Source organism: Acidiphilium sp. MT5 (assembly GCF_054767495.1).
Map to the genome: position 1 here is coordinate 275,115 of NZ_BAABMR010000003.1, position 13,288 is coordinate 288,402.

At 60.9% G+C, this 13,288-nt stretch carries 4 protein-coding genes; all 4 read right to left on the bottom strand.

The window, feature by feature from the left end:
- Positions 1 to 2 precede the first annotated feature (2 nt).
- Positions 3 to 3,947 (bottom strand): Eco57I restriction-modification methylase domain-containing protein, encoded by a 3,945-nt coding sequence (locus ACYUCQ_RS05325; protein ID WP_460253462.1) that lies wholly within the window; start codon positions 3,945 to 3,947, stop codon positions 3 to 5.
- Between the two features lie 3 nt (positions 3,948 to 3,950).
- Entirely contained in the window at positions 3,951 to 6,518 is a 2,568-nt protein-coding gene (locus ACYUCQ_RS05330; RefSeq protein WP_460253463.1) for a helicase-related protein, read from the bottom strand.
- A gap of 191 nt (positions 6,519 to 6,709) precedes the next feature.
- Positions 6,710 to 11,887: a DEAD/DEAH box helicase gene (locus tag ACYUCQ_RS05335; RefSeq protein ID WP_460253464.1), complete on the bottom strand. Its 5,178-nt coding sequence runs from the start codon at positions 11,885 to 11,887 to the stop codon at positions 6,710 to 6,712.
- 1,161 nt (positions 11,888 to 13,048) lie between these two features.
- Positions 13,049 to 13,285, bottom strand: a complete 237-nt coding sequence (locus tag ACYUCQ_RS05340) for a DUF2274 domain-containing protein (RefSeq protein ID WP_460253465.1) — start codon at positions 13,283 to 13,285, stop codon at positions 13,049 to 13,051.
- Positions 13,286 to 13,288: the final 3 nt, after the last annotated feature.

The window sequence follows — 13,288 nt, forward strand, 5'->3', positions numbered from 1 at the left end:
CCTTACACGATTTGATTACGTTCCATAGCGTCCCACGCCGCCAGCACGAGGCGGGCGGTGCGGTATTCGCCGTGGCGGGCGATTTCGTTCTTTTTTAGCACGCGGAAGGTTTCGGAGGGATAGCCTTGGCCCATCGCGTCTTCGGGGTCGAGGATGTAGCGCAGTTCGTCGCGGGTGAGGCCGTAGGCGCGGGCGTAGAAGGCGTCTAGCTCGGCGCGGATTTTGCTCCGGCGCTCCTCGTCCCAGGCGAAAGGTTTTGCTCCGTAGCCGAGATCGCGGGCGAAGGGCGTCATGGCGTGGCTGGTGTAGGTGAGTTCCAGCACGCGCGGGACGATGAAGGCGAGGTCGGTTTCGGTATAGACAGTTGGCGGGAGGACGGGGAATTGGAACAGAATGAAGAAATTGAGCGTGGTGCCGCCCACCTTCTGCCGTGCCGCAAAGTCAAGCGCCAGAGATGATAGGTTTCCCACCAACGCGGTGACCAATCGTGGCGAGAACTGTGAACCGGGAAAAATAAGTGGAATCTTGTTTCCCACACCCGCCCTCGGAAATGCCGTCGCGATCACTGTGCGTTCGTTCGTCGCGTTGGTGATGTCCCGCCAGCCCATCAGCCAACCTCGCGCCCAGTTTTTGCTGCGCAGGCGGTCGGCGATTTCGGCTTCGGGCACCCAGTAGCGCGGAACTGGCTCGAAATCGGGGTTCTGCTTTTCAGCCTGGGTCGCGTCGCGGCTGTCGGTGCCGTTATAGGTGGCCCAGCGATGATCAAACTGGTGGATCATCTTGGCTTCATAGAGCGGTCTGCAGCGCGCCGCGCCGCGCTGCCTATCCACGCCCGCGCGCTCGAAACCTAATTCCTGTAGCTGTGCTGCCGTTTTGAATAACTGGCTGTCATTAGACATATCGAACAGGCGCGCAAACGACATGCGCCAGGGGTTTCCGGCGGCTCCCTTGGCCTCGTCGATGAGCACCGGCACGCGGCCATAGATTTTCGCCGTTAATGCGGCATCGGCTCGGGCGCGAAAAACTGGGGCAGTTTTGGTGTTGGGGTTGATCCGCGCAATGTCGGAAGGCGAAAGACAATACCTCCGTTCGGGATCCGTCAGGTGCCCGATTTCAAGGATGTAGGCCGCAAACTCTGGATTTGTCTCGGCGGCGCCGAATGTAAGGAGCGTAAACGGCGTGTCTGAATGGATGCCCGGGAAAATTTTTTTCTGGTTGTCGAAAGCAAGAGAGCGGATCAGACGATTGCGCTCGGTCAGCGATGAAAAGAACGCGCTCGTCGTGTAGTCTGTGATGAGACCCGTGGGCACAATCACCCCGGCGCGACCACGCGGGCTTACCAGACTGGCGAAATGTTCCGCGAATAAGGCATAGGTGTTTACGTCGCCGCGCCCAGTCAGCGGGAAGCGCCCGCCTTCGCGCGCGAAGACTGAGGATGCCTCGGCAAGACGCTTGGCCATTTGGAACGCCTCATGCAGCGCGAACTCGCGCGTGCCTGGCTCGGCCTTGGCAAGCGCCGCGATTAGCCGACCGCGCGCGGCGGCGTTCGGTGCGGTGGCAATTTCGGGGTCTAGTGCTGCGAAGAATTCCTGCTCTTGGAGTTTGATGCGTTCCCAGGGCGGATTGCCCAACACCACGTCAAACCCACCTGCGGCGAAAACATCGGGAAACTCCAGCGGCCAGTGGAAGGCGCGAGCTTTGGCTGCGCTATCCATGGCACGGGCCTGGAGCGTGGGCGCGACTTGCCGCCCGGCTAGAGCCTGGCGCACATGATCGGTGGTTGGAATTGTCGCGCCGTCATGCGCCGTTGGCACGCCGCCGGTTTTCGGGAGCAAAAAAGCGGCGACGAAAAGATCGGCAGCGACGTGGAAGGCATGGTTTTCCGGGCTTTGCCGGGTTGTTTCGAAGGCACTGCGTTTTGCCGCGATTTGGTCTGGTGTGTCCTCAGGTAAATGGCGGATGGTCTCGAGCATGCGCGCCAGAGGCGGCAGGGGCATGGTGCCGCCGCCTGCGAACAGATCAAGCCGACCTTGGCCGATTTGCTCGCTGTTGTTGCGGGCGGTGTAGTGTTTTGCGGTTTCTTTGTCGTCGCCGGTCAGCGGCTTGTAGGCGGCGGCGGGAATGCCGTCATTGAGTGCTTCGAGGTTGAATATTCCGAGCAGGGAGTCGCCAACCCGGAGATTGGCATCAAGGAAGCCGAGCGGTTTACCGGGATCGACGGTTTCAATCCAAAGCGCCACCTTGGTGAGCTCAACCGCCATGGGATTGCGGTCAACGCCGAACAGAGAGGATCGGGCCACATCGCGTAGGGCGTGGCGAAAATCTTCGGCCGAGGCGACGCCGTCTGAGCGGGCGTGGGCCAACCGTGTGGCGATGCGCCGCCCCGCCGCGAGGAGAAAATGGCCGGAGCCGCAGGCGGGATCAATGACGGTGACGCCGAGCAGGGCGGCGGCGGGGTTTTCTGCCTCGGCTTCCACTCGGTCGAGCACCGGGTCGAGCGCAGAATCGAGCAGGGTTTGTACCAGCGTATCGGGCGTGTAGTAGCTGCCGGTGGTCTTGCGCGCGTTGCCTCTTTGCTCGGTGCCTTCGGCGAAGGTCATCGCGCGTGCGTCATCAGTCAAGCGCGGGGTGAGTTCGAGGAGCGATTCATAGACCGAGCCGAGTTCCTCGGTTTCCATGTCCCGCCAGTTCACAGGTACCAGCGCGCCGTCGTTGCGCAGCCAGGCGAGGCGGTAGATCGCCTCCAGCAGCGCGCGGTTGGACAGGTGCAGCGCGTCAAGGTCCGGCATGGTGCTCGGCGCGAATAGCCCATCCAGTGCTGGCAGGCCGAGAAGCGGCTCGCCGCGCGCCAGGGCAGCAAAGGTGATGAGCAGCCCCTCCCAGGCGTCGTGGTAGCGGTCCCAAGCGGATCGGCGAATGGCGCGGTCGCGCAGGCGGGAGAGCGAATAGCCGTCCGCATAGAGCTTGCGGGGACCGAGCGCGGTGCCGGACGGATGGAGAAGGTCGCGGTCCTCGGCGGTGAGCAGGAAGATTAGCCGATAGATCAGGCGCAGCAACTGGCCGAAGAAGTTGGGCAGCGGCAGCGTGCCGGTGCGCAGCCGGTCACGCAGATCTGCGTTGGCGGGATCGGCCAGAAATCCGGTGCCGAGCGCCAACAGGGCGGCCTCCACGCCTTCGCGCAACCGCTCCCGCGCTGCGGTGCCTTCCTTGCTTCCGGCCTCGCGCCAGTGTTCCAGCTTGCTGTCGAAGGGTGGGTTGCCCGGATGCCCGAAGCATTGCGCGTGCAGCAGTAGCCAAAGTGCTGTGAAGTCAGCGAAGGCCTCGCCCTCGAAGATGCGCTTAAGGTCGGCCTCGATATAGGCCGGGCGGGTGAGGCTGGCGTTGTCGCGCAGCAGCCGCAATCGCTCGCCGTTGGTGGCGAGGCCCCAGACGGCGTCGTCGTTAGCGTTCAGCCAGTCCTGCAGGGCTGAGGCGCACGAGCGGCGGCGATGATCGCCGGGTAGATGCGTGCTTGGTCGGTCGAGATCGTCCGAGGGTGGGACGACCACGACGGGAACCCGCCCGCCGAGGGCTTCGAGCGTGACGGCGAAGACCCGATCTTCCCGCGTGCGCGTGCCCATAGGAGACGTGCCGGGGCGGGTGATGTCGGTGAAGCCCAGCACGTCGCGCAGGAAGGATTCGGCGAAGGCGATGGTCTTGGCTGCGAAAGTGGTGGGGCTGGCGGTTAGATCGCTGAACAGCGCCTGGCCGATGCGAAAGGAGCGGGCAATCTCGTCGCGGAGCGAAAGGCCCTTGGGGATACGGTAGGCGGTCCGCGTGGCGTCGTCGTCCGGCTGTGCGGCGATTTGGGCCAGCATGGCCGGTGCGATGAGCGATCCCTCGACGGTGATGGCGTCGAGACCCAGGGTGAGAGCGCGCGGCGTGCGGGCGCGGGGCGAACGAGCCATGGATCAGACCTTCCCCGGCAACAGCACGTAGAGGCCGATCACGTCTGGCGGTAAGACAGGTTCGACATGGACGCGGGGTGCACCGGCGGCGCTTCGCACGCGGGCGTGGTCGTCGGCGAGTTCTCGGGCGCGTTCCCGCGCATAGTCTGCGATCGTGGTCGGGAGTACGGTGCGCACGCGGTCGCGCGCCTGGGTCAGCAGCCGGTCGCGCGCGATCGGTGCGAGATCTCCGCTGGCCGGATGCGCGAGCAGCGCACGCGCCGCTTCCCCCGCGAGGCTCGGTGCGTCACGGTTCGCTTCCAGCGCGAGCGTGCCTGCTTCCTCCACCAGCAGCAGACGTTCGCGCCTGCCATGCACCGTGAGCTTGAAGCGCAGGCGCAGCAGCAGCACCGTGGTGACAGTGCGGACCTGATCGGTCGGCCAAGCGCCGGTGCGGCCGAGCGCGGGCAGTGCGGCGGCGGACGGATCCAGCGCTCCTTCGAGTAGGGATTCCGCCAGCGTTGCCGGCAGCTTGTGTGTCCGCGTTACCATTTCTGCAGCAGAAGCCGGCGGTTCATCGAAGGACAGGCGGATCGACCCCTCCATGCCGCGCGCGGCCAGCCGTTCGCGGATCGTGGTGGGCAGGGCTCCGAGATGGGCACGGACTAGGTTCTGTCGGACGGGATCGAGCGGAGCATCGAGGCGGCTCATGGCCCGTTCGACGAAGCGGCGGACCTCGTTCGGCCCGCCGAGCAGATCGCGCCAGCGCTGCCACTCAGGGGCGACGTCCTCGGGCTTAAGGGCGTTCTGTGCGAAGCGGGCACGCGAGCGGCGTTCGCCTTCCTCGGCGTCACGCCAGCGCGTTTCCATGGACGCGGCATCCGCCCCGAAATCGAGGTCGAGACTGAGCTGGCGGGTGCGGCCCTTGCGCAGCAGCACGGCGTTCATCAGCGCGCCGGTCACCGCGCCGCGGTCCTCCGGCAACGGGACGGTGATTCCGGTAGCTTTGCGGATGCGCTCGGCCTTGCGGAGGATCACATCCAACACCGCACCGTCGATCGCGCTGTCGGGGGAGTAGAGCAGGATCGAGCGGACCAGTTTCGCGGGTTGGCCGAAGCGATCGACGCGGCCCTCGCGTTGCTGATGGCGCGTCGGGTTCCAGGACAGGTCGTAATGGATGACGGTGTCGAAGAGGGATTGAAGGTTGATGCCCTCCGAGAGGCAGTCGGTGGCGACCAGCAGGCGCTGCTCAGCCTCCCCCATGTCCTCGACACGGGCGCGGCGTTCCTCGGCTGTCAGTGCCCCGGTGACGGCCTCGATCCGCAGACGCGGAAAGGCGCGGCGCAGCGCCGCAGCCATGTGGTCGGCGGTGGCGATGAAGCGGCAGAACACCACAGGGTTGGCACCCTCGGCGAGTAACGGGCGCAATTCATTGATCATCGCATTGAGCTTCGGGTCCGCAGCCTTCGCCAGGCGCTCAGCCTGGCCTACGAGCGATGCCAACGGCCCGTGTTCGTCAAGGCCCGAGGCAGGCTCGATGTCCACCGCGTCCGCCTCATCATCGAAGACCTGTTCGGCAAGCCGGTCGGGATCGGCGGCAAGGCGGTTGCGCAGCGCGCTGGCGGCGGCCGCCGGGGACGATCCGACGCAGCGCATGAGCGCCAGCGTGCCCCAGAAGGCAAGACGGCGATGGCGCAGGTCCGGCCCTGCGCCATCGACAACGCCAAGGCAGTAGTCGAGCACGGCGTCGTGGAAGGCGTTATGCTCTGCGTTGAAGGAATACGGGCTTTCCTTGGTCTCGTGGCGGGGAAAGACGCGGTCTTCGCCCCACTCATTTTCGCCTTTGGCGCGGCCGGTGATGTCGATGCGGCGACGCTGGACGAAGTGGCGGGAGAGGCGGATGCGGGAGGCCTCATCTTCAAGAGCCCCAGTGCCGAGGCCGGGGCCCAGCAAACCGAGCAGACGATCAAACGCATCTTCGTCGCCGCTGTGCGGCGTCGCGGTCAGGAGCAGAAGATGACGCTCCGCATCATCGGCGAGTCGCTTCAGCAACTCAAAGCGTTGTTGGCGACCTTGATGTGTGCCGATGCAGGCATGAGCCTCGTCCACGATGACCAGACGGGGGCAAACCCGGGCAAAGGTTTCGCGGCGTCGATCCGCCTTGATGTAGTCAAGGCTCACCACCGTGTAGGGGTTGGCATCGAACAGCGTCTGTGATGCAGGAAGGCCGCGCTCAAGGCGCGAGGCCGAGGCGGCGGTCACGGCGGCGGCGTCGATGTCGAATTTGTCGCGCAGCTCCTCGATCCACTGCTCGACCAAATGCGGAGGGCATAGCACCGAGAAGCGATCAACCTCACCGCGGTCCATCAGTTCGCGCAGCACTAGGCCCGCTTCGATGGTCTTGCCGATGCCGACATCGTCGGCGATCAGAAGGCGTATGATGGGAAGCCGAAGGGCCATCAGCAGGGGGACCAGCTGATAGGCGCGTGGCTCGAAGCCAACCCGTGCGGCGGAGCGGAAGGGTCCAGCGCCGCGCCGTAGCGATAGGCGGAGGGCTTCCGACAACAGACGGGCGCCATCCTGGGTGGCCATCTCAGTCGGTTCGGGGATACCAAACTGGGCGGGTCTTACCGGCTCGCGCTCTAAGGTCGGGATAAGGATTTGCACATCAGATTCCGAACCTGAAAGAGGGCGTAGGCAGAGCGTCTCGGGATCAGGTGACGGGAGAGCTACCCATTCGCGCCCACGCGCAAAAACGAGGTCGCCGGGCGAGAAGCTGGCGCTCATAAGGCGGGTCCCAACAGCTTTAGAAGATCAACCGGCGCCGTCGCGCCAGGGGCGGAGGGTAGCTCAACTGTAGCAAAACCCAAGTTGTCGGCGGCTTCGCGGGCGGCTGCTGTTAGCGGTGCCGGCGCAGCCGCAACCCGGTGTTCGGACCAGACAAACCGCAGCGTGTGACCATCGATTACGAGTGGAGTGTCATTTGGTATTGGAAGGTTCCAACGCCGGAACGCCGCGATCCAATCGTCCTCCGTCGTAGCGTGATCCGTTGGGGCGACAGACGAGACTTCGCTGCAGGCAAGTCGCAGAAGCGCGCCGACGGCCTCACGGTTCGTGCGGTCGATCAGCTCATGGTCGGGCTGGTTGTAATAGGACAGTAGGCAACGATAGCAGCCTCTCACGCAGGCTGCGTTGGGATCGGTGGTGAGAATGTTGGGATCTAACGCCGCGATCGCATCATCCAGGTTTCGGTAATGCATGAGCTCAAGGGCGGCTTTCGCGACATGGCCAAGCGTGTGGGGTTCGCTGGCGACTCGACCGAGAACTCCAGCCCCTCCTTCTGTTGCCTCGAAGGCGAGGATTGCGTGCCGACCGTCGCGAGAAGGGACCGGTTCGGTCAGCAGCTCACCTTCCTCAAGCTGGAATACCAGCTCGAGTCCACGCGCCAATGCGTGCTGTAAGGTGGTCATCGCCGCAGGCTCCAGCGGCTCGCCTGCCAACCGAAGGAGCGCGGCGTTCTTGTTATCCTGCACGATGGGCACGATGCGCTGCTTGATCGGCCCTTCGGGCGTCTCATCGGCATCGTCATTGAGCAGACCTCCGATCCAACGGCCAGTCGCCGGGTCAATCCCAAAGCCCAAGATGCTTTTCTCTCTCCGCCGACGGAGGCCCTTATTGAGCCGACTAATTGTCGCTCGAGAGGCGTAGTCAAGATGGAGGATCGGTCCAGCGGAATCACCGGCGATCGCTGAACTCACGTCGATAATTCCGTTACGGCGGGGCCATGCGAAGATCGTTTGAATATCGAAGCCTCTTCGTTGGCGGTCTTCGTCATTGGCCGTAATTCTTTCAGCTGGCGTCGTTTCAACGTTGTCGATCCGCAAGACATTGCGGATTGGATGGACACCACTCATGGGCTCTCCACACGCATGGCATCGTTCTGGCTCGACTTGCTCATGACCAGCGCCACACGAATCGCAAACATATATCGCACCCGTGACGAGGCGACCGCCTTCGTTATTACGAACTCCCGGGGGCAACTTGACCTTCACTACACGGTAGGCGCGTCCCTCATGGTAGATCAGACTGCCTGGACCGAATTCGGAGATCGCGAGAAATCGTGCACGCTGAAGGTAGGCGGCCTTTGGGCCACCACCGCCGACAGCTGGCACGAATGCATAAAGTGGCAGCCGAGGAAAATTGTATCCGGGCAGGAATCCTTCAGTGGCCAAATATCGATATGTGTAGAAATCTGAGTTGCCACTTGAGTTGCCGCGTTCGAGCAGCGCCAATTGCTCATTGGCCTGGGCCTGCTGGATCTTGGCGTCCTTACGTTCGCTTGCGGAGATCCCATGGGTCTCCGACTTGCGATTAGCCTCGATAAGTTGGGTCCGCGCACCACGATAAAGCTGGCGCCACCGGTCGAATGCTTCCGAGAAGCGACGCGACGCGTTAAATGCAGTGGTGGTCGCAAAGGCTTGCCGATCTTCCGCCCATGGCGCAGCGGTCGCGCTCAGTTCGGGCGCTATGCTTGCCAGGATGCGCTCCATTCCTCTGGCAGCTCGCGCCGTCAAATCGGGTGTCGTGATAGCCTCTATGAGGTCATCTTGGACCGGAAGATTCTCGTCAGCGAGATCAAGGACATGTGGGATATCCGCCTTCAACTCCCTGCCAGTCTCGGCTAGCCAAACGGCATGCAGATGGGCTTCGACCAGATCGCGGTTAGCAAGATCAATAGCAGGCGGGCGGACATAGCCGCTGACCATCCTGCTCGGATCTTCGAAATAGTATTGGTCATGCGGGCTTTGCGCGGCGCAGTAGGTCACCACAAGGGCTGCCTGACCCGATCTTCCCGCCCGCCCGGATCGCTGGGCGTAGTTGGCCGGCGTCGGCGGCACGTTGCGCAGATAAACAGCGTTAAGCGCTGAGATGTCGACACCAAGCTCCATGGTCGGTGAGCAAAAGAGTGCCGGCAGGAAGGCGGCGGGTTCTCCGGCCTGCCGCATCGCGTCCTTTTCTGCGGCGATCTTGGCTTGATCTTCAGCGCCCCACCTGAACCGCCATTCACGCCATTCGCGCTGCGCCTGGTCGACTTGAGCCGTGTGGGCCCTTCCCTCAATCCCGAAAAGTCCGTCGCCGCCGGCCGCGAGAGCCTCAGCCAACGAGCGGTACAGGCTGACGAAGTACGGGTTTGGCTCGCGTCCGTCAGTTCGACCTTGCGCGGGCAAAAGCCGAACGGCATTTGCGGCCAATTGCCATCCGTCCACGTCAAAGCTGGTCGTGACGCTTCGGACCAATTGATACTCTTCTGCGGCTTCTAGGAGAGCCCGCAAGACAGAGAGATAGGTCTTTCCGTCGAGACGCTTGCCCCACACGCGAGCATGGCCAAGTTGTCGGGCCAAACTGCTACGGGAACCTCCGCGGACGATGAGACTCTCCCCTCGAATACCGGCCTCAGCCCTTTTTGGCGCATCAATGATCAGGGCGGCCGCAACACGAGGGACCTCCTGCTGGGAAATCGACCACGGTTCACGCAGGCTCTGCCGCGCCGCATTGGCAATCGCCTCAACTGTCCCGGGGTCCAGGGCATTCGCGGTGACAGCAAGCCCCCGTCGCAGCGCGTCCAATACGATGTGAAGGGCATGTCTGCGCGTGGTCGGATCCGCAGTTTTCAACTCCGGCGGCGCGTTGGCGAATGCCTCCTCGTCTTGAGCCAAGTCGTCAAGAGAAACATACTCGGCGCGGACCAGCCCTAATTCCTCAAGATTTGGATTTGTGAACCGCCATCCACGCCGCTGATCGGTCCAAACTCGGTGGGTAAGCACGCGCGCTAAAGTGCGATCAGATTCGATTTGACCGGCGCCTTTGATGTCTGGGTCCACCATCCATTCAGCACGACGAACCCGATTGGTGGATACAAAACCAAGTGCGGCTTGGACTCGCCGACCAAACTCGTCCTCACCCAGACCCTCCGGTCCCGCTCCGATGACGGCGGCAAGAATTGCTGCACGAAGCAACGTTACAAAGAGGAAGTCGTTGAAGTGGCCGGCCTGGAGGGCAGCATCTTGCCTGTTATCAGTGAAACCCAGAAGCTTTCGCCTATCCGCCTTGACCATACTGCCGGGCGTATTCATCCAGCGGAGAGCGCTTGAGACAAGCAGCGTAGTTGCTGAACTACGACCTTCCCCCGACAGACCTGCTAGCTTATTGATTTCGCGAGCCTGACCCGGTGGCTGGTCCTTGCAAGTTAAACAGAAGCGAAACTTACCGGGGATGAACCACGCATCTCGTCCTTTACCTCCAATGATGCCGCCTTCATCCAACGTAAAATGCTGAGGCTGGAAGGGACGCAGATTACTTTTGACGCGTCCAGCGGTATCTATCCAATCCTCTGGGAATTGTTCTGGCGAGCCATCGAACGCAAACTCTTGGTCTTGTGCATCAATGGGCAAGAGATAGCCCGCCTGGTTTAGATGATCCTCGTCTAGTATAGGCGTTTCGTCTATTGACCGGGGCACCAATTGTTGAGTGCCGGTCTGCTCCGTCAGGATAACTGGATGGTACTCTTGACCGCAGTTTCGGCAAAAAAAAGTTGAGTAAAGACGCGCGGAGGGATCCTCCGGGTCGAAAAGCTGCCCCTCGAGGGTCACGCGACGTCTACCTGGCTCGCGTATGGTTGCGTAAAGACGACCAGCACCAGAGATAAATTGGTGCACTTTGAACGCCAAAAACGCGCGATCTCCGCTACCGCCACGTTCGCTGACTGGACGGCTCATGGCGATCAGCATGGCCTTGAGTTGTGAGCGACAGAGGCTGATGTCACAGCCCGTTTGCTGCGCAAGCCGTTCGGCAGCGCAAGCAAGAGTGATTGGCGAACGACGCGTCAGTCTTTGACCGTCTTCAAGCCCTATTTCCAGTTCGATCCAGATTGCGAGAGGATGGGACCGGAGTTCTGCATCCGAAATAGAGTTTTGAATAGGTCCTTCGACTGCGCGCCGAAGCGAACTCGAAATCGACGCGAGATTTTTCGAAGGGTCTGTTGCGCGCGCAAGGCTCTCGCCAATTACGGCATTACTCGCGACCTTGGTCCCGAACAGTCGCGAAGCAACCAGGGCAACGGCGTCTGCGGGATCGGTTGCAGAGTCGTTGCTCGCCATCGTGGCTGACGTACCGATACAGATCGGATCCTTCTCACGGCACAGTCGATCCTTGAGGCGCCGAACCAACATCGCGACGTCCGCGCCCTGACGACCGCGATACGTGTGCAACTCATCGAGAACAACGAAGTCCAAGCCATCCGCATTTGTGATTACGGCTTGGTCAAGCGCGTTTTGGCGCGTCATTAGAAGCTCGAGCATCATAAAATTAGTCAGCAGAATGTCAGGCTTGGTCTCCCGAATTTCTTGCCGTTCTGTGTCGTCTTCCTGGCCCGTATAGCGCGCGAATGTTGGACATAACCGGGGGTTGATCCCGGACTGGCCAACGAACTTTTTCAGTTCTTCGAGCTGACTGTTGGCGAGTGCATTCATAGGATAGATGATAATCGCGCGGGTTCGCTGAGGCTCTCCGGCGGCACGAGCACGGACCGCAGCGTCGATGATTGGTAGAAAGAAACAGAGGGATTTGCCAGAGCCGGTGCCGGTAGTGACAACAAAGCTCTGACGGGCATTCGCCTTAGCCAAGGCTTGGGCCTGATGTCTGAACAGCGTGAACGGTTCACCAGGAAGCCGAAAAATTCGGCCAGTCTCTTGATGGAGAGAGCCGTCTATTACGAGATCGGCAACCGTCACATCACGCTCGAAATGAGGGTTGATACTCACGAGTGGTTCTGGCCAAAATCGGCGGCTCTCGTAGATTTGTTCAACCTGCTTTTGAATATCGGGCGCGCGAATCTTAGTAAACGACCGGGCAAATCTTGCGTAATCTTCAACCAACGTGTGGTCGAGATCGAAGACGTCCATTGCGACCTACTCCTGACGCCCAAATTGGCTGCTTCGGACTTGCCTATCGAAAGAGGCAAATCCTGACATCTCATCGCCTTGCATAGGCTTGACCCCGCTTTCGTCACTTTGGACGTAATCGATGGTGGATACTAATGATGTGTTCAAGCGGTCTAGCTCCATGCAAATTTCCCCAGATAAATGGTTTCGATGTTCATGCTTCGGACGCCAGCGCGACACGAAAAAAACCTCGTTTGGCTCTTGCTGTTGTGATGAGCGCCTCGAGGTCGTCTTCGAAAGCACTTAGTGTTTTCAAAAGTTGATCGTTTGAGAGTCTCTGGGTTTTGCCTTCGATCAGCGCAGTTACGCGAAGTTGGTCTATGCACATAGCCTCGCCGACTTGCATTCGAGTAAGTCCCGGTCCGAACCTGATTTGTCCGAGGCAATGCTTCAGCTCCAACTGTAGTCCAACGCTTTTTCCGCTCACGGAGCGCGACTCATAAATATCAAGGTAAATGCCTCTGACGGTTTGGACCACTCCGTAATACTCGCAGATAATTTGTTGCCGCCTAGTCCAAAACGCGTGCCCAGTTCACCTACCAAACCAGTTTGCTCACCCAATCTAGCTCCCGCCGTCGTTCATCCATCGCTGTCAGGCCGTTCCCCTGTCTCAACCCGGACCAGCAGAAGGGACGCTCACTGAGACACCACATGTCCATACTTCTACGAAGTAGTAAAGACATCGGAGACACGGTTGGGGCCAAATTTACCCTATCAGGCCAGCTGTCCGCGGATCGAATGGGGTTTGCTCCCCTTAGATCGGCCGATTCGAGCCGAACGGCTGGCTGCCGATCCAACAAGGCCGGAAGTGCTGCATCGACCTCGTCGGCTGCAACCCCCAAGACGTCGTCAATACCAATGCAGCACTGCTTGATGCAACGGGCCTCGCGATCAAGTCTGCCTTCGGTTTTCAGTTCGGCGAAGCCGAAATCGCTGGCCATGCTGGCGAAGCTGCAGCAGAGCGTATGCGAAATAACTTCCTTCGGTGGCTCGGCACCATATTACCGTTAGGGCACCCGCACCGCAGCAACGAAATACGCGTATCCCTACCCTGGGTAAAACACTTATGGCGAGCTGTCAGTCGTTTGTTATATGAGAGAGATCATTTTTGCTCGGGAGGGCCTAAACCAGCGTTGATGTGAGCTGTGTTCGCCGTAGCATGGCAAACGCACGATCTTTTACCATGAACTTGGCAAGCATTGGTCCAATTAACCGTGCCGGTGGGATGGGAGCTTGGCCATCTTCGCGTCCGAGGATTTCGCCATAGGCAACGAGATCGCGATGGACTGCTGCTGGTAGCTCAAGTGTGATCTTGACCGGCTTATCGTCGTCAATCGCGCCAAGTTTCAATTTTGCCATTTT